The sequence below is a fragment of the Cedecea colo genome (assembly GCF_011808225.1).
GTDB classification, from domain to species: domain Bacteria; phylum Pseudomonadota; class Gammaproteobacteria; order Enterobacterales; family Enterobacteriaceae; genus Dryocola; species Dryocola colo.
This window is the reverse complement of the sequence record NZ_SOYS01000002.1, coordinates 1-18,982: the sequence shown is the minus strand read 5'-3', so window position 1 is coordinate 18,982 and position 18,982 is coordinate 1. Positions and strand designations below refer to the sequence as shown.

Here is an 18,982-nt window from a genome sequence, read left to right as displayed (position 1 = left end):
CTCCTTATCAGAAAGGGGAGGACAACCGGTCGGCGATGATCACTTCGACGCCAGAGTCATGTAATGCCCGGCGGTAATCGTCCGGGATGCGGCTGTCTGTGACCAGCTTGTTGATTTTGCTGATTTCGCAAATCATGCAAAAACTGGTACGGCCGAACTTGCTGGCATCGGCGACGGCAATAACTTCCCGCGCCACGTCGCACATCGCACGGTTTAGCTGGGCCTCGCCGGGATTAGGGGTAGTGATGCCGCTAACCAGATCAAAACCATCCACGCCCAGAAAAAGCTTGTCGAAACGGTACTGGCGGATATGCTGTTCGGCAGAAGGGCCGTACAGCGACCAGGATTTACGCCGCACGCTGCCACCAATCACCATCAGATCCACCTGTTCGTTACTGGCCAAATCGAAGGCGATATTCAGCGCGTTGGTCATCACTACCAGTTCTTGCTTGCCCTGTAACTGCGGCACCATTTGGCTGATGGTCGAACCGGAATCGAGAATGATCGAGTCGCCGTCGTTGATAAGCGCTGCTGCCGCGCAGGCAATGGTATATTTCACGTCGCGGTTGATGCGCCCTTTGTCCTGCAACGGGCGGTCAAACACGAATTGTTTATTCAGTTTGGCGCCGCCGTAAGCCCGTACCGCGCAGCCGCTTTTTTCCAGGTAACGCAGGTCGTTGCGAATGGTCACGCTCGACACTTCATATTGCCCGCTGAGTTCTTCGACGCGCACGGAACCCTCACGACATAGCTGGTCGATAATCAATTCCCGGCGTTTTAGCGTATTTATCATTGATGTTTAATCCCCTAAACAGCATTGAGCCTGGCGCGGACGCGTATTCGGCTGCTTTCGGTGTTTCGGCCTGAATTACAGCAAACGAAAAACTGAAATGCAACGGTGCTTTCACAATAAATATTTATATATCAGTAAGTTATGTTGCTTTCTGGCTTTCGATTTGTCTGCAATCGAAAGGTAAGGCGAAAGCGTTTTATTTGCTAAATCTGTTATATTTCAGCATTCCTTTCACGCCTGCTGACAATATTTTCCGGTGAAACCGAAAGATGCCGCAGGAGGTTGTTTCTTTTATCCTTCGTTTATTTTTCGTCATTTATTTTGTTATTTTTTCCTGTGCCGTATTCAGCGTTCATGCTGTTCCAGCAAAGCGGCACCACGCACTCCGCTGCTATCACCAAATACCGGCGATAAAATGACGGCGGGTTCACTGTTGGGGAACAACCAGTCGCGCATGGCCAGGGGTAACAGGCGGTAAAGCTCGGGTATGTTGGAGACGCCGCCGCCCAGCACAAACGCATCGACGTCAAGCATCAGCTGCAGACTGGCGAGAGCGCTAGCAAGAATGTCGATATAGATAGCAATCAGCTGCCGAGCCAGGGGTTCTCCCTGACGATAAAAACCGAGCAGCTCCGGCACGCTGGTTGCCCGATGGTGGAAATACTGGCTGAGCGCCATCAGTCCGCGTCCAGAAACGTAACGCTCAAAGCAGCCGGTGAGCCCGCAGCTACACGCAAACAGCGGCAGGTCGTAGCGCTGAACCAACAGTGCGGAAATCGGAATATGTCCCCATTCCCCGGCCAGCCCGTTTTTGCCTTTATGCAGGTGCTTATGCAGCACCAGACCGCCGCCCGCGCCGGTGCCAAGAATGACGCCAAAAACAATATCGTGACGCTGCGTTTGTTCAGTGCTGGCCTCTGATAACGCAAAGCAGCGGCAATCGTTCTCAATGGCAACCGGCCGGTCGAGCGTGCTGGCGAGATCTTCGGCGAGGCATTGACCCGTAATGCAGGGCACGTTTACCGAGAGCTGCTTGCGGCTTTTCGGATCGGTAACTCCCGGCAGGCCGATGCCTATCGTGCCGCGCGCGCGTAACGTCATATCTGCCTGCGCTACCAGCGTTTTGACACAGCTCAGAAATTGTCTGTAATCCGCTGTCGGCGTGCTGACTCGCTGGCAGAACACCTGGTTCAGTCGGTCATCATAGGCGGCCATTTCAATTTTGGTTCCGCCGATATCAAATCCGTATCGCATCGTTATTTCCCCGGTGTGAACGTTCAGGCATCCGAATTCACGGTAACAACCGCGCCTTCACGACGGGCGCGTTCGGCTGCAAAGACCATCAGATGGCTCTCTAAAGTTTCCTGCGGGCCGGAAAAGATCTGGCTGGCATCGTTGTTGCGTACCGCATCAATGAAATGCGCCATCAGGTAGTAGTCGCCTCCGCCATGCCCGCCCATTGCACTGTTCAGCGCCGGATCGGTGTCTGCGATATCCTCAACGTCGTAAACCGTTTCTCTGTCATCAATAAACGAGGTAATGCGGATAAAACGACCGTCGCCTTCAAGCTGACCGTGGCTACCAAACAGTTGCGTTTTGCGGTCTTCGTGGCGGGTAAATGCGGTCATGGTGAATGAGGCAGTTTTGCCGCCTGCAAACTGAATATTGACCACCTGATGATCGACCACGTTGTTATCGCAGCGGTAGACACAGCGGCCATACGGCCCTTCGCGCAGGGCGGCTAGAAGATTTTGCTGGCTGACTTCTGGCGTCAGCACACGCAGAAAGCCGGGGGTTGATTTACGTTGTTCACCGAGGTAAATCTTTTTAGCGGAATAAGGGCAGGTGGTTTCCACTCCGCAGTCAAGGCAGCGGTCAGCCGCCCCTACTGGCTGATTTTCGGCGCGGAAATGGCGCAGCCCGCCGAACGAGCTGACCTGTTCGCAGGGCGTGTCCATGATGTAGCGGATCCAGTCGATGTCATGACAGGATTTTTGCAGCAGCATGGAGGCAGAAAGCCGGTCGTTGCGCCAGTTGCCGCGCACGAAAGAGTGCGCCTGATGCCAGTAACCGACCGGCTCCAGATGCTGCATGCTGATGACGTCGCCGATCACTTTGTCGCGCAGCAGCTGTTTGAGTTTTTGCGTATAGCGGGTATAGCGCAGGACGTGGCCGACGGAAAAAATTACCCCGGCGCGCGTTACCGCATCGACGATGGCTTTACATTCGCGGCTGTCGGGTGAGAGCGGTTTTTCCAGCAGCATATGGTAACCCTGCGCGGCAAACGCCAGAGCCGGTTCCAGATGCATATTATCCTGAGTACAAATCAGCACCGCATCGGCCATTTTCCCTGCGGCTGCGGCATCGCGCCAGTCGTGAAAGACGTTTTCAGGCGCGATATTATGCTGTGCAACGAACTGCTGGCGGTAGGTTTCGCGCGGCTCTGCCACCCCAACAACGCGCATCAGCTCAGGATGGGCGAGGGCGAAACGGGAATAGATTTCACCGCGCGCGCCGGCACCAGCTACCAGCACAGAGACCGGTTTGCAGCCGGAAGTATTTTTTACAGATTCGGATGACATTGTAATTCTCCACATTGCTCAAAGCAGGTTATCGGGCTTTAATGACGCTGTTTTAAGTTCAGCCCTGTTTCTTTATCGAACAGGTGCGCGCGATGCAGATCGAAATGCAGCCAGATCTTCTCGCCAGGCAGCGGCTCCCAGTCGTGCCGGGTTGCTACGCGAGTGATGAAGCGGTAACCACCGATGTCGCAATGCAGCAGCTCTTCATTGCCCATGCGTTCAACGGTCATGATGGCGGCCTGAGCGGCGTTTTCTTCGGGACCGGAGACAATGCGCAGATACTCCGGACGGATACCCAGACAAATGTCGTTGTGGCTGTAGCTAAGCATCTGTTCCGTCAGATCGGGGGGCAGATTCAGCGCTGCGCTATCGTTCAGACGCAGGCTGACCGCATCGTGGTTGTGCTGCACCTCCAGGTCATGGAGATTCATCGACGGGCTGCCAATAAACTCGGCGACAAATTTATTGGCCGGGTGGTGATAGAGGTTAACCGGCTTGTCCACCTGCATGATTTCACCGCGGTTGAGCACGCAGATACGGTCGCCCATCGTCATGGCTTCAACCTGATCGTGCGTAACGTAAATCATGGTGGCGCCAACGCCTTCGCGTTTGAGCTGATGATGTAAATCAATCAGCTGTACGCGCATAGTAACGCGCAGTTTGGCATCAAGGTTGGACAACGGCTCATCGAACAGAAAGACTTTTGGCTTGCGCACAATCGCCCGGCCTACCGCCACGCGCTGACACTGGCCGCCGGAAAGCTGTCCCGGTTTGCGCTGCAATAAATTGGTTATCTCAAGTTTTTCCGCGGCTTCACGCACCCGGCGGTCAATCTCTTGTTTGCTCGCTTTGCCGATCAGGCTGAAGGCCATATTTTTGTACACGGTCATGTGCGGGTAGAGCGCGTAGTTCTGAAACACCATCGCAATTCCCCGGTCTTTCGGCATGGTGTCGTTCACGCACTGATTGTGGATAACAATCTGACCTTCGCTGACGCTTTCCAGCCCGGCGATCATCCGCAGCAGGGTAGATTTGGCGCAGCCTGACGGTCCGACAAACACCATAAATTCGCCTTCACGGATATCAAGGTCGATACCGTGCAGCGCCTTAAAGCCGTTGGGATACACTTTTTCCACGCTGTGCAGTTGTATTCCGGTCATAACTTTTTCCTCAATGTTTAAGCCCACAGGATTAACTTTTCACGCCGGCACCCGCGATGCCCTGAATGAAATAGCGCTGGAAGACGATGAACAACATCAGCATCGGAATGATGGCCATCAGCGCGCCGGCCATCAGCATCGGATATTCCTCACCGGCGCGGCTGGAGAGCGAGGCCAGCCCGACCGGCAGCGTCAGTTTGCTGCTGCTGGTGTTGACAATCAGCGGCCACATCAGGTTATTCCAGCTCCACAAGCCATTGATGATGATGCAGGCGATAATGCCGGGACGGATCAGCGGCAGCATGATCCGCCAGAAGATAGTGAAGTGGTTGTAGCCGTCCATCAGCGCCGCTTCCTCCATCTCTTTTGGCACCGCCATAAAGAACTGACGCAGCAGGAAGGTGGCGTAAATACTGAATACGCCCGGAAGGATCAGACCGGTCAGCGTGTTAAGCAGGCCAAGTTTTTGCACCGCTAAAAATTGTGGAATAAGGAACGCCTGTCCGGGCACCATCAGGATGGAAATGCACAGCACGAATACGACGTTGCGGCCGCGAAAGTGAAGCCGGGCGAAGCTGTATGCCGCCATCGTGGCGATGACCATTTGCAGGGTGACGGTGAAAAACGTGGCGAGAATCGAGTTCAGATAAAAGGTGGTAAACGGAATTTCATGCAGAATGCGCCCATAAGCGGTAAAAGCGGGATGCGCAGGCAATAACTGCAGCGGGATCTGAATACTCTCCGCCTGCGTTTTCAGCGAGGTGATCAGCATCCAGATAAAGGGCGTGATGGAAGCAAGGCTTGCCAGCAGCATAAACAGATAGACCAGCCCTTTTTGCATGTCGGCTTTTCTGCGCGGCATTACGCCTGGCGCGGGGCGGTTGGTTGTTGCCGGGGAATATATTGTCATCCGAAGTTCCTTACGCCACTTTCAGACGTTTGCCGATGGCCATTTGCACAAGGGTTATCAGCATGGTGAAGATAAACAGCACCACGGTGATCGCGGAGGCATAACCTTTCTGCTGCAGGTAAAACGCATTTTTATAGAACAGATAGGTAACGGTCATGGTGTCGCTTTCCACCATCGAACGATCAAACGTAAGGAACACTACGTCGAAGATTTGCAGCACTTCGATAAAGCTCATAACCGAGACGAAAAACAGCGTTGGCACCATCATTGGCAGGGTCAGGCAAAAAAAACGGCGTAATGTACTGATGCCGTCGATATCAGCGGCTTCATAAATAGAGCGTGGGATGCTTTGCAGGCCAGCCAGCAAAATAATGATTTTCAGCGCCAGCGAAGACCAGATGATGATGATGGAAACGCTGATGCGCACGATGTCCGGGTCGGAGAGCCAGCCCACGGCGGAAACGCCGAAGAAATGCAGCAGGTAGTTGATCAGCCCGAAATCTTTGTTGAACAGCCATTGCCAGACCATCGCGACCGCCGCTGGCATGGTGACCGCAGGCAGGAACAGCAGCGTGCGGAACAGGGCTTTACCGCGAATGTTTTGATTTAACCCAATTGCCAGCAGAAGGGATATCGCCAGGCCGATCGGCACACAGACCACCACGTAGAACAGCGTATTGAACACCGCCGAATAGAAGTCATCGTCGCTAAACAGGTCGAGATAATTATTGATGTCAAACGTGCTCCAGTTCATGAACTGGTCAAGGTCGGTAAAACTGTAAAAGATGTTTTGTACAAAAGGGATGAAATAAAAAACCGCCAGCCCGATAAGCAAAGGCAGCACCATAATCCAGCCCCAGAACCGCTCGGCGCGTTCAAGGCGGGTGAGGGCCGGACGGGCCGTGGTTTTCGTTGGCGGTTTAACGTCGGCGGCGTGGCTTTTATGCTTTACCGTAACGGAAACCGAATCTGCAAGCGACATAACGGAAGTCCTCTGCACAGGGAAATAAATCATTCAGGCCCGACGGGACAGACCTGAGAGACGGGTTTATTTTTCCATGACACGTGAGATTTTTTTCACCGATTTATCCATTTCCTTTTTGGCATCGGTGCCCATAAAGATTCGCTTCAGGCTGGCTATCCATATGTTTTGCCATTTCGGCGTATTGGTGCCGGCGGTCGGATAGGCTTTAGTGAATTCGAGCGTTTCAATGTACGGCGTAACGTCGACATTTTTGATGTTGGCAGCCCAGGCTTTCGCGGCGGTTTTATTGGCTGGGATCACCGCTTTTGCGAGAATTTCCTGCGAGGCTTCTGAACTCATGAACTGGATATAGCGCCAGGCTTCAGCCTTATGTGTACCTTTGGACGACATGGCAAAGCCCAGGCTGTGCGCTACGCCGGACTGACGTTCGATTTTCGGCATCAGCACTACACCGATGTGATCGTTGATAAGCGGGTTGCCTGCAAAGGGTGCAGCCAGCCAGGAACCGGCATAGGCCATTGCGGCACGATTGGACTGGAAGATATTCTCGGTTTTAACTTCGCTCATTTGCTGTGCGGTCGGTAGCTGACCGGACTTCATCATTTCCTGTAGCTGATGGTAAACCCAGATGGATTTGTCATTGTCGATATCGGTTGGTTTGTCGTCGATGGGTACTACATTGTTGCCGTTCTGGTACAGCAGATTCAGGTAACTGTCCTGCCCGTCGCCGCTGAGATCCATTACCAGCGGGAAGGCATCGCCTTTAAGCCCGGCTTTCAGCTCGGCGGTTTTGGCTTTTAGCTGATCCCAGCTCCAGTTGTTGGTCGGGTAGCTGACTTTCGCTTCATCAAACAACTTTTTGTTATACCAGACGGCAATGGAATCGACGTCGCGCGGAATAGCCAGTTGTTTTCCGTTATATTGATAAGCTTTCACGGAGCTGGCGACGATGTTACCCATGTCCAGTTTGCTTTTATCGATGTCGCTATTTAAAGGTTCCAGAAGCCCGTTTTTAGCATATTGAATAAAATAAGGCATATTGATCCAGAATATATCTGGGGCAACGCCGCCCGCAGCAGCGGCATCTAATTTTACGAAATATTGCGCCGCCGGCGTCAGTTCAATATCAATTTTAATGTCAGGATTTTGTTTTTCGAAGTTTTTAGCAATTTCCTGTTCAGCGGCTAATTGGTTTTTATCCCAGACCGCATAGCGTAATGTAATCGGCTCTGCTGCCTGCACGGACAAGGAAACCAGGGCGGGTAATAATATCGCTGATGTAATTATACTGCGGCGGAATGATGCCTGAGTAAGAAAAGATCTGGCGCATATTTTGAGTGACATTGACATCCCCTTGAGCGTTCGAAAATAAACATTTGCGTAACGTTTAATCTTTCTATCTCCTATCTTTCAGTGTGTCAATACGGCGAAGAGTGCTCTAAATCAGTGCGTTTGCCTTTCGATGTTGTTAAAAACGAAAGGTAGAAAGTGAAAGTTGAAAGGCGATTATTGTAACTTTCTTATAACATTTGGCGGCATTTTTCCCAGAGGATATGCGCCATCAGCCGCAGAGCCCGGGGTTTCAAAGATGAAAAGCCCTGCACTAATATGGGGAATAACAATGCTTTTATTGTGCAGTGAGATAAATCTTTCGTTTTTGTGATGCAATTAAACAAAAAAAAGATTGGTTCATTGAGCATAATGCAGCTTCATCACCTTCTGGTCCGCTATCAGGAATCATTCTTATTTATAATGAGAGCCTGCTGGCTGAGGTGATTTATTTAACAGGGTTGTTTAATTCAAAAAGAAATGGCAGGCTGACTTTTCATTTTATTTATCACCGATACGGGTACTACTCTATGCGCCTGTCATTATTGTTCACTCACAGTCTGGAAAAGATATTCCATCAAAAAGAAGCAAAGGAAATCGCTACCATAAACAACCTTTCATTATTAAAGAATGAAAGCCTTTCCTTTCAGTGCCGTTATTGTTTGTATCAGGACGATGATGAACCGCGCAGGCAATTACGTTATGAATTAAAGGGCGACCTTGCGGAGTTTATATCGGTGCGCCAGGTTGGCCACGTTCCCAGCCTTTTTCCCTGTTACCGCACCACCGACGACGATTATCTGAGCACAGCACCGGGACTTTTTCCCGATCCGCTGATGCCGTTGCCGGATAAAACATTTTTCGTCAATAGCGATTATTACGGCAGTTTATGGCTGACGGTGAACCCGCAAAACGAAAGCTTGCCTACGGGGGAAAGCTCGCTTTGCTTACGGTTATTCGATGTTGCAAGCGGTGAAATGCTGGGTAGTTTGCATCTTGAAATCGAGATTCTGCCGGGAGCGTTACCACCACAAACCCTGCTCCATACCGAATGGTTGCACACCGATTGTCTGGCTGACGTGTATGGCATTGAGGTATTCAGCGATGCCTGGTGGCAGGCGGTGCGTCACTTTGTGCGTTGCGCGGTAAATAACGGCGTGAACATGATCCTGACGCCGATTTTCACGCCGCCGCTGGATACCGCCATCGGGGGAGAGCGTACAACGGTGCAGCTGGTGGGAGTGACTCAAAAGGTTAACGGCGACTATCAGTTTGATTTTTCTGCGCTACAGCGCTGGGTGGAATTATGTCGGGAAGAAGGAATCACTACCTTTGAAATTTCCCACCTGTTTACTCAGTGGGGCGCTCATCACGCCCCCAAAATTATGGTGCACAAAGGCGGCCAGGTGGTACGGGAGTTTGGCTGGGAAACCGATGCATATGGGCAGAAGTATCGTGATTTTTTGCACGCTTTTTTGCCGGTGCTCTGTGACTGGCTGCGTGGAAAAGGTCTGGAAAAACATGCGTGGTTCCATGTGTCTGATGAACCAAAAATATCGGATATAGATGTTTATCGCCGCGCCAGCGATCTGATCCGTCCGCTGATCGGAGATTTTCCGGTTCTGGATGCGCTGTCTGATTATGAGTTTTATCAGCAGGGATTGGTGAAAAATCCGGTGACCGCAAGCGATCGCCTTGAACCTTTCCTTTCCAATCAGGTGCCGGGGTTGTGGACATATTATTGCTGCGTGCAGAAATTAAATGTCGCCAATCGTTTCTTCGCACAACCTTCATATCGCAACCGTATTCTCGGCGTGCAGCTTTATCTCTATCGCATCACCGGCTTTCTGCACTGGGGCTTCAATTTTTATAACAGCGGGCATTCGCTGGAGAAACTGGATCCTTTCGCGGTGACAGACGGGCGGGGCGCTTTTCCTTCAGGCGATCTGTTTGTGGTCTATCCGGGGAAAGATTATCAGCCGGTGGAATCATTACGCCTGATGGTATTACGTGAAGCCTTTCAGGATATCCGCGCGTTGCAACTGCTGGAATCGCTTACCAGCCGTGAACACGTGGAACAGTTGATAGCGAGGCTGGCCGGAATGTCCATTACCTTTACAAGCTATCCGCGTGAAGCGGAATTTCTGCTGGAATTGCGTCGTCAGGTAAATGAACAGCTTACGCGAACCTGAAGCTGCGGGGAAGAAATGAACAATCCACGCGGGCGCGTGGATTTTTGAACAGGAAAAGATGGCTAAAGAACAGGCCACACGCCTGGTCGCTGTGCTGACAACTTATTATCCGCATTGAAATGGATGAGTTCAGAAGCGTACATTCCTGAACAAGCTATATAGTGCGAAATTTCTACCGCCAAATCTCCATTGGTGTACTACGTTCAGTAATGTTGCTTTGACGTGGAGCGCGAATGAAACCCTTATCGCTTTTAATCTTAACAAGCCTGACGTTAACGGGCTGTGGTGCGAATAATACCCCACCGAAAACGCCCGTTCCCGGTGAAAAAACCTCTGCTCAAATGCGCACCCTTGAAACCGGTGCGCAGATTATTCAATCCCGCCCGCCTGTTGATGCAATAAGCGCATATCTTGACGGTTTCCATTTTTATAACGGTGATAAAAATGGCCAGATGGAAGCTCATCATTACGTGACGGTGCTTAATGACGATGTCATGCAGGCAGTGATTTACGACAGCAACACCAAAGATGCCCGCTTGATGGGCGTCGAATACATCATTAGCGAACGTCTGTTTAAAACGCTGCCGCCAGAGGAAAAAAAACTTTGGCATAGCCATCAGTATGAAGTGAAGTCCGGCAGCCTGACCGCGCCCGGTTTGCCTGCGGTGGCCGACAAAGCGCTGATGAGCAAGATTGTTAATACTTATGGGAAAACCTGGCACACATGGCATACCGATCGCGATAAGACTTTACCACTCGGTATTCCGGCGCTGATGATGGGCTTTACCGGAGAAGGGCAGCTTGATCCGGCGCTACTGGCAGACAGAGATCGGCGGCTTGATGTGGATACGCAGGCCATCAAACGTGAGCGCGAAGATTTGGTGGCACATCCTGTGGCGGCAGGGGCCGACGCATGGCGGCACGGCGAGGTTATCCAGCTCAGGCGGGTGCAGGGCTCTGGCGAGCATGCTCGCGGCGAAACCGCGCATTTCGGAACATCAGAACAAACCAGACAAGCAAAGTAACGACCTCCGGGAGAAAATATGAAAGTTCATCATCTCAACTGTGGTTGCATGTGTCCGCTGGGCGGCGCGTTATATGATGGTTTCAGTAAAGGTTTACATGCACATCTGGTCTGTCACTGTTTACTCATTGAAACAGACCGGGATGGGCTGGTATTGGTGGATACCGGTTTCGGACGGGACGATATACGCCAGCCAGAGCAGCGGCTATCAGGCTTTTTTCGATTAATAAATAATATTCAGCGTCGGGAAGAGCTGACCGCGCGCTCGCGCATAGAAGCGCTGGGCTTCAGCGCAGCGGATGTCCGGCACATAATTCTTACGCATCTTGATTTTGACCATGCGGGCGGACTAACCGATTTCCCCGATGCGCGGATACATTTGCTGCAAAGGGAGATCGATACCGCGCAGCAGCGGCATAGCTGGCTGGCGCGAGAGCGCTACCGTCCCGGACAGTGGAGCGGCGCTTCCGGTTGGGTAGGTTATCAGCCGCAAGGTGAAAAATGGTATGGCTTTGAGGCGGTTACTGCGCTGCAAGGATTGCCGCCGGAAATCCTGCTTGTGCCGCTGGCAGGACATACTCTGGGCCATGCGGGGATTGCCATAAGCCAGCCGCAAGGTTGGTTGCTGCATGGCGGTGACGCATGGTTCTATCGCGGCGAAATGCACCAGCAAAAACCTCACTGCACGCCAGGCCTGCGATTTTATCAATGGATGATGGCGATGGATAACGGCGCCAGGCGCCATAACCAGCAGCGGCTACGGGAACTTTCGGGTCGCTATGCTCAGGAAATCACCTTTTTTTGTAGCCATGATGCGCTGGAATTAAGAGCTTTGATCGCGCAAAGCGAAAGCGAATAAGTTCTCCGGACTTGTTCCGCTATTCAGGGTTTATCGGTTCTGCTGATACTTTCGTTCGCACAGGTATCCTTCGAGCTCTACTTACCGGCACAGATTTGGTTGAACGTGCTGACATTCTCTTCTGTAATTTTTGGCGGTTTATTACAACAGCAAACCGCTTAATTGACGCATCGACGCATACATGTTCCCTTACATATTCCCGCCGCTGATAGCCCGCAACCAGGGGGCTGTCGCCCGCAGCGCATTCGATCGCTGACTATACTTTCACCTCTCTGAGTTATAACCGGCTGTCATAGCGGGCATGGACGGCCAGCTATGAAGCACTTCTGTCTCACCGAAAAGAGGAGAAAGTATGAAAGCTCTCGTCTGGCACGCTACCGGCGATATTCGTCTTGATGAGGTCGCTGAACCGCAGATTGAACAACCCACCGATGCGGTTATTCGACTTACAGCCTCGGCGATTTGCGGTACCGATCTTCACTTTATTCGCGGCACCTTCAGCGGCATGAAGGAGGGCACTATTCTCGGCCATGAAGGGGTTGGCATTATCGAGCAACTGGGCGATCGGGTACGTAATTTCGATATCGGCGATCGGGTGGTGGTCTGTTCCACTCTCTCCTGCGGCTACTGTCCACCCTGCCGCAGCGGTAACACCGCGCAGTGCGATAATTCCAACCCGAACGGCCCGCAAGCCGGCACCTGCTTTTTTGGCGGCCCGCAAACTACCGGGCCGATCGACGGATTACAGGCGGAAAAAGCGCGTATCCCATTCGCCGCCAATACGCTGGTGAAAGTGCCGGAAGGCGTCAGCGATGAACAGGCGATTCTCATCAGCGATATTTTTCCCACCGGCTGGTTCGGCGCGGAAATGGCGGGCATCAAACGTGGAGACACCGTGGCGGTGTTCGGTTGCGGTCCGGTCGGTCAGTTTGTTATCGCCAGTGCGCTGTTAATGGGGGCCGGTCGGGTCATCGCTGTCGATCCGCAGGAAGATCGGCTGGCGATGGCGCGTCGTCAGGGCGCTTTTACCGTCAATTTTGAGAAAGAAGATCCGCTGGAAGCCATCAAATCATTTACCGGCGGCATCGGTGTCGATATCGCCATTGACGCCGTAGGCGTTGACAGCCAGCACGCTCACCATGGCCCGGCGGCACAACAGGCCGAACAGAAAAAGGATCAATATCGCAAGGAAGTACAACAGGTGGCGCCGGAAAACTTTGACCACCGGCACGTGCAGAATGGAAACTGGATCCCGGGCGACGCCCCGGGACAGGCGCTGGAATGGGCGATTCAGGCGCTGAAAAAAGCGGGCACGCTGAGCATTATCGGCGTTTACCCTCCCGCCGCGCAGTTTTTCCCCATTGGTATGGCGATGAATAAAAACCTGACTATGAAAATGGGCAATTGTAACCATCACGCTATTATTCCGCGTTTGCTGGAGCTGGTGCGCATGGGAGCAATCGATCCGACTCAGGTACTGACCCAGGTGGAGCCGTTATCCGATGTGGTCTCCGCCTACCAGAGCTTTGATAAGCGTCAGCCGGGCTGGATCAAAACTGAGCTGTTGCCGTCGCAATAATAGCCTGCTGTACAGGGCTGGCTGCTTATCGCCTCCAGCCTTAAACCTTATCGTTACTTTCTTTCCCGCCCGTTAATTATCATCTTAACGGGCGTTTTATTTTGCCGCTGACGCTCAGAAGGCTGGTTTGTTATGCCCGATCGTGCCTGCGATCACGACTTTTTGCCCGGCAATATCTCATTCATAATCTGGCTGGCGGTATCGGCGAAAACCTTCCCGGCGGAGCGATCCCCTTTAGCCATCGAAGCCATAAAGGCTTTCGCCTGTTTCAGGGTGATATGCGGCGGCAGCGGTGCGACTTCTGGATCGGTTTTTACTTCCAGCACCACCGGGCGATCGGCCGTTAACGCTTCTTGCCAGGCGCTCTGCAACTGCTCCGGATCGTCAACGAAAATACCTTTCAGCCCCAGCGATTGTGCGAACCGGGCATAGCTGACATCGGGGATTTGCTGGCTCGCCTCGAAACGCGGATTGCCCTCCATTACCCGCTGCTCCCAGGTAACCTGATTAAGATCCTGATTATTGAAAACACAAACAATCAGGCGCGGATCGCTCCAGCCCTGCCAGTATTTTTGAATGGTGATCAGTTCCGCCATATTGTTCATCTGCATCGCCCCGTCGCCTACCAGCGCTACCACTACTTTTTGCGGATAAGCGAATTTGGCGGCGATGGCGTAAGGCACTGCCGCGCCCATGCAGGCAAGGCCGCCGGACAATGAGGCGCGTTGCCCTTGCTTCACCTTATAATCACGGGCGAACCAGTTGGCGCAGGAGCCGGAATCGGAGGTGACGATAGCATCTTCCGGCAGCAGCGGCGACATTTCCCATACCACCCGCTGAGGATTGACCGGTTTGGCCGCGGCCAGCGCGCGCTCCTCCAGCGTCTGCCACCACTCTTTGACACTTAGGGCTATCTCTTCCTGCCAGCTACGATCGTTTTTATGCACTAACAGCGGCAGCAGCGCGCGCAGGGTTTCCGCCGCGTCTCCATGCAGATTTACTTCAACCGGATAGCGCAGCCCAAGCATTGCCGGATCGATATCCACCTGCACGGCACGAGCCTGTCCCTCTTTTGGCAGGAATTCTGTCCATGGAAAACCAGTGCCAATCATCAGCAGGGTGTCGCAATTCATCATCATGTCATAAGACGGCTTAGTCCCCAGCAAACCAATCGAGCCAGTAATAAAAGGTGCATCATCCGGCAGTACATCCTTGCCCAGCAGCGCTTTTGCCACGCCAGCACCAAGTACGTTGGCTAGCTGCACCACTTCCAGCGCCGCGCCGCGCGCCCCGGCACCCACCAGGATTGCCACTTTTTTGCCGGCGTTAAGGGCATCCGCCGCTCGTTGAAGATCCACCTTATAGGGCACTATTTTTGGCCGCTGGTAGCCGGCTCCCGAATGGGTAAAGCCATGTGTATGCGGCGGCGCCTGCCAGGGTTCATCCTGGATATCCTTCGGCAACACCAGCACCGTCACGCCGTTCTGCGCCACCGCGATACGCACACCGCGATCGACCAAATGCCGCAACTGGCTGGGCGAGGCCACCTCCTGCACAAAATTCGCCACATCGGCGAAAACACGATCGAGATTTAATTCTTGCTGATAACTCGCGCCGCGCGCGGTCACCTCCGCCTGACCGGCGATCGCCAGTACCGGCGAGTGGTCCATTTTAGCGTCATACAACCCGGTCAGTAGATGGGTGGCACCAGGACCGCCAGTAGAAAGGCACACCCCCAGTTCACCGGTAAATTTGGCATGACCCGCCGCCATAAACGCCGCCATCTCTTCATGACGCACCTGAATAAACTCAATGCCTTCGCCCGCTTTATTCGCGCGTTGTAAGGCGCCGAGCACGCCATTGATGCCATCGCCGGGATAGCCATAGATCCGGGTGACGCCCCACGCTTTCAGGCGCTCAATGAAAAAATCGCTGGTCATTTTCGTCATCGTTTTTCCCCTAACCGAAAAAAGTAAACCGTCGTTAAGGATAGTTCCAATTAACAGGCTATGCGGAGAAAGCAGCGGGGTGGTTTTTAGACAAAGGAACAAATGAGGCTTTTATGTAATCTCCGCATCGAGCTGGCTTAGCTGGGAAGCATGACATCTAACCCAGGCGTTGAGTCGATTGAGCTTTCCTTTCGGCCTGAGTACGGCATTGGCTATCTGCGAACATAACGCATCCTTGCATATTCGTTAGGCTGCTAATTGCGTTCATCAACGAACTCTTTCTGGCGGCGCTTTAACTCCCCCTCTATCTAAGAAAGTATTTATTGTTCATGGTCACGATGAGGGTTCCCGGGAAAAAGTGGCTCGCTTTCTGGAACGCCTTGGTCTGGAAGCAATTATATTGCATGAACAGGCTAATCGGGGACGAACTGTTATTGAGAAAGTTATTGAATACGGCAACGTGGGATTTGCGGTTGTCCTACTTACCCCTGATGATGAAGGGTGTGTAAAAGGTGGTACGCTTGAACCCAGAGCACGCCAAAATGTGCTTCTGGAGTTAGGTTTTTTTATTGGTCACCTTGGACGGGATAAAGTCTGCGCCCTTAAAAAAGGGGTAGTAGAAATACCCAGTGATTTCGCCGGTGTTGTTTGGGAACCGATGGATGATAATAATGGATGGAAGCAATCTCTTTCCCGTGAACTCGAGGCTGCTGGTCATGTAATCGACTGGAACAAAGTGATGCGTTAAAGCACCATGTAATCGTCATAGGTGCTTACAGGAGGACTGGCAGTTTCTGCAGTGAAGGCCATTATTCACGGTAATATCTTTGTCAGTCCCCCAGCGCCTAGGACTCGGAATGAACAATGCAACTGAGCTCAAAGGTTCGAAGCTTTGCTGGGTTTTACTTTTCTAATTCGTCGCTGATTAAGCTTCAGTTTTCCATCTCCAAGAATATACCGCCCAGAATGTACCGCCAGCCAGAACTGTACTGTGATAATATGGTGGTTGATCAAAAGCTTGCACAGGCTTTTGCGTAATATTCCATTCCAAGGATAAGGCCCGAGCCCAGCACTGTAAAGGGAAAAATGTTTAAATTCTCCCAATCGCCAACGCCAGTAAGCCTTCATTTCGGTTTTCGCATGCTCAATGGCATTACAGTTCCATAACTCTCCCCAGCGTCGCACCCATTTGTCATTAAGCAACCAGTTATATGTAAGGTGGGACCTTATTGAATTAAAGGGTTGCTGCTGTTGACCCCCGGCTAACGTAATGACGCATTGAATGAACTGCGTTTCGGTAATCGAAAAGAATATACCGCGCTCAGAAGCCTCCACAAGCTCCTGCCGAGGAATTTGATCTAAGTAAACAATCAGGACAGATTGGTCCAGATTTACCAACTCAATTTTCTGCTGGTAACGAATACCATGTCCAGACGCTTCAAAATAAAGTTTAACATTCTCTACCAGAATTTCTTTTGCCCGAAAAGCTATACAGGATTTTACCGTTTCATGATCAGCAGGACTAGAAAGCCGCAAAGAGTACTCCAAGTGCTCACCAAGTGGTTCCCAACGCGCTCCTAACCGAAGGCGACTAGCTTTGTACTCGTGAGATTTTTGATAGGTCTTTAGTAACCATAACCGAGTAATTTTGCCCCATATCCACTTAAAAAGGCGTCCAGCTAAACTCCAAGGCATTGATACGTTCATATATCTCTCCGTTTTTTGGCCCTATGCTTTCACCATTCCACTAAGAAAAATAAAGGTTTTACATATATTTACTGTCCTTCACCTCTGGCTTGCTCCCCGTGGATTAATACATCCGTGATGTTAGTAATACCTTTATCAGCTGTGAAAATAATTGCCAACTTCCGCTCCTCGCTCGCAGCGGACCTTCAACTCAGTTAGTTCGTCCGCTTCGTGCTGTGAGTTCAACGGGTCGATGCAACGCTATCCTTAATCAAGGGGGATGTTGCAAATAAAACTCGTTATTACTATTTATCCATAACGGTATTAATGGGATACTTACGATATTTTATATATTATATCGATGAGGAAACTATGGGGAAAATGAATAGATTGAATGACACTATTGAAGTGATTAATTCTTTTATAAATTTATCATTCAAACTTGGGGTTGCACTTGGTGGCGCGGTTTTTATTTTTTATTGCTGGCGCATTGGATATTTCCCTCAGGACGCTTCAGTCGGTGATGGTTTGTTATTAATATTACTGGCAATTGCCTTTGGTGGTTTTTATCTTTTTTTCATTGTGTGCTTAACAAGCCTTGGAATCGTTCTTGGGCCGGTGTGGTGTGGATTGCAAAAATTATTTTCGTTACTATTAATAATATGTAAAAAAATAACCAAAAAAAATATTAAGCACCATCCATTTACTATTGAAAAAGCTCGCATTGAATTTTGGTTTTTTGCCATGCTCGGTATCTTTTTTGTTATATGGTTTAGCCGCTTTGACATAAAAATACTGTTGACTTTAACCCTGTGTGTATGGGGCTGTGCGTTGATGTGGAGTACATACCAACAGAATTATCGTGATATTTTTATACTTGAGCATAAGGAAACACCTACAGATGATGACATCAAACGGTTAAAGAATCTAAATAGTGCACAACCATTCATAGTCGTAATTTTCTTAATCCTTCCATTGTTAGTGGGAGGCGTTACAGGGGAACTATTAGATGGAACGATGCGATTAGCAAATCTTCGTAAGGATGCAGCGGTAGTACATATCAAAGAACCATATGTTACATATGCTGTTGAATATGGTTTGACTGGTGAGAAAAGTAATTTTGGGGGTGAATATTCTAAATTCAGCAATGTTGCTATTCTGTTTAATGGCTTTGGACGAAACGTTGTTATTGAGATGAAAAAGCCAATAGGTACCGTTTCACTAGCCATTCCTTCAGATCATGTATATATAATACAAAAATAAGATGATTTTATGTGTATTAGCTCAGACCTGATCTGACAGTTACCGGTTATTTATACAGGTATCTGTCAGTTTACATCTGGCTTAAATTCTTCTCAGCCCAGATGCGCTTTCCATCAAGTAATGTTTCCACTGGCGTCCGGCCACAGCACATTTTCCCCTGATGAGTTCGCTCATTATTATAATAAGCCAGCCATTCATCAAGATCCGACTGTAACGTATCGAGATCGCCATACAGTTTTTTGCGGAACGTTACCTGATAAAACTCGTTCAGTATCGTTTTATGGAACCGCTCGTAGATACCGTTGGTCTGCGGTGACATCGCTTTGGTCTTCGTATGGTCGATGTCATTTATTGCCAGATAAAGCTGATAATCATGCTGCTCCACTTTACCGCAGAACTCTGTTCCTCTGTCGGTCAGTATTCTCAGCACCGGTAGCCCCTGAGACTCATAAAACGGCAGCACACGGTCATTCAACAGGTCAGCCGCAGTAATCGGCGTTTTGGTGACATACAGCTTGCAGTGAGCGACCTTTGAGTACGTATCGACGAACGTCTGCTGATAAATACGTCCGACGCCTTTCAGGTTGCCAACGTAGAACGTGTCCTGCGAACCCAGATAACCCGGATGCGCGGTTTCTATTTCGCCACAGGCCTCGTCATCACTGGCTTTA

The 18,982-nt window shown here is 50.9% G+C and carries 16 protein-coding genes; 6 read left to right on the top strand and 10 right to left on the bottom strand.

The window, feature by feature from the left end; genetic code table 11:
- Positions 1–7 precede the first annotated feature (7 nt).
- From agaR to E2L00_RS04420, 7 genes are all read right to left on the bottom strand, one after another.
- Positions 8–793, bottom strand: coding sequence for a transcriptional repressor AgaR (gene agaR, locus E2L00_RS04450; protein WP_167607626.1), 786 nt, complete (start codon positions 791–793; stop codon positions 8–10).
- A 345-nt stretch (positions 794–1,138) separates the two neighbouring features.
- A complete protein-coding gene (locus E2L00_RS04445; protein WP_167607623.1) occupies positions 1,139–2,047 on the bottom strand; it encodes an ROK family protein in 909 nt (302 codons plus the stop codon).
- 23 nt (positions 2,048–2,070) lie between these two features.
- Positions 2,071–3,375 carry a Gfo/Idh/MocA family protein gene (locus tag E2L00_RS04440; RefSeq protein WP_167607620.1) on the bottom strand — a complete coding sequence of 435 codons (1,305 nt, stop codon included), beginning with the start codon at positions 3,373–3,375 and terminating at the stop codon, positions 2,071–2,073.
- A gap of 38 nt (positions 3,376–3,413) precedes the next feature.
- Positions 3,414–4,535, bottom strand: coding sequence for an ABC transporter ATP-binding protein (locus tag E2L00_RS04435; protein ID WP_167607617.1), 1,122 nt, complete (start codon positions 4,533–4,535; stop codon positions 3,414–3,416).
- A 31-nt stretch (positions 4,536–4,566) separates the two neighbouring features.
- Complete coding sequence (locus tag E2L00_RS04430) at positions 4,567–5,397, bottom strand: carbohydrate ABC transporter permease (RefSeq protein ID WP_167609571.1); 831 nt, start codon at positions 5,395–5,397, stop codon at positions 4,567–4,569.
- Between the two features lie 58 nt (positions 5,398–5,455).
- Positions 5,456–6,427, bottom strand: a complete 972-nt coding sequence (locus E2L00_RS04425) for a carbohydrate ABC transporter permease (RefSeq protein WP_167607614.1) — start codon at positions 6,425–6,427, stop codon at positions 5,456–5,458.
- 66 nt (positions 6,428–6,493) lie between these two features.
- Positions 6,494–7,774, bottom strand: a complete 1,281-nt coding sequence (locus tag E2L00_RS04420; protein ID WP_201279310.1) for an ABC transporter substrate-binding protein — start codon at positions 7,772–7,774, stop codon at positions 6,494–6,496.
- 722 nt (positions 7,775–8,496) lie between these two features.
- Between E2L00_RS04420 and E2L00_RS04415 the strand changes: the two genes are divergently transcribed.
- The 4 genes from E2L00_RS04415 (at position 8,497) to E2L00_RS04400 (ending at position 13,413) form a co-directional block, all read left to right on the top strand.
- Positions 8,497–9,951 (top strand): DUF4091 domain-containing protein, encoded by a 1,455-nt coding sequence (locus E2L00_RS04415; RefSeq protein ID WP_338031893.1) that lies wholly within the window; start codon positions 8,497–8,499, stop codon positions 9,949–9,951.
- Positions 9,952–10,184: 233 nt separating this feature from the next.
- Complete coding sequence (locus E2L00_RS04410; protein ID WP_167607608.1) at positions 10,185–10,976, top strand: OBAP family protein; 792 nt, start codon at positions 10,185–10,187, stop codon at positions 10,974–10,976.
- Between the two features lie 18 nt (positions 10,977–10,994).
- Positions 10,995–11,834, top strand: a complete 840-nt coding sequence (locus E2L00_RS04405) for an MBL fold metallo-hydrolase (protein ID WP_167607605.1) — start codon at positions 10,995–10,997, stop codon at positions 11,832–11,834.
- Between the two features lie 352 nt (positions 11,835–12,186).
- Positions 12,187–13,413 carry a zinc-dependent alcohol dehydrogenase gene (locus tag E2L00_RS04400; RefSeq protein ID WP_167607602.1) on the top strand — a complete coding sequence of 409 codons (1,227 nt, stop codon included), beginning with the start codon at positions 12,187–12,189 and terminating at the stop codon, positions 13,411–13,413.
- A gap of 152 nt (positions 13,414–13,565) precedes the next feature.
- On the opposite strand, the gene E2L00_RS04395 is transcribed toward E2L00_RS04400, so the two are convergent.
- Positions 13,566–15,362 (bottom strand): thiamine pyrophosphate-requiring protein, encoded by a 1,797-nt coding sequence (locus E2L00_RS04395; RefSeq protein ID WP_167607599.1) that lies wholly within the window; start codon positions 15,360–15,362, stop codon positions 13,566–13,568.
- Positions 15,363–15,684: 322 nt separating this feature from the next.
- Here E2L00_RS04395 and E2L00_RS04390 point away from each other — a divergent pair, with 322 nt between their 5' ends.
- Positions 15,685–16,110, top strand: a complete 426-nt coding sequence (locus E2L00_RS04390) for a TIR domain-containing protein (protein WP_167609565.1) — start codon at positions 15,685–15,687, stop codon at positions 16,108–16,110.
- Between the two features lie 128 nt (positions 16,111–16,238).
- Here E2L00_RS04390 and E2L00_RS04385 read toward each other — a convergent pair whose 3' ends face one another.
- A complete protein-coding gene (locus tag E2L00_RS04385; protein ID WP_167607596.1) occupies positions 16,239–17,069 on the bottom strand; it encodes a hypothetical protein in 831 nt (276 codons plus the stop codon).
- 351 nt (positions 17,070–17,420) lie between these two features.
- Between E2L00_RS04385 and E2L00_RS04380 the strand changes: the two genes are divergently transcribed.
- Entirely contained in the window at positions 17,421–18,311 is an 891-nt protein-coding gene (locus E2L00_RS04380) for a hypothetical protein (protein WP_167607594.1), read from the top strand.
- 70 nt (positions 18,312–18,381) lie between these two features.
- Here the strand turns inward: E2L00_RS04380 and E2L00_RS04375 are convergent.
- Positions 18,382–18,982, bottom strand: a 601-nt coding sequence (locus tag E2L00_RS04375) for an integrase core domain-containing protein (protein WP_167607591.1), incomplete at its 5' end; no start/stop codon positions are given.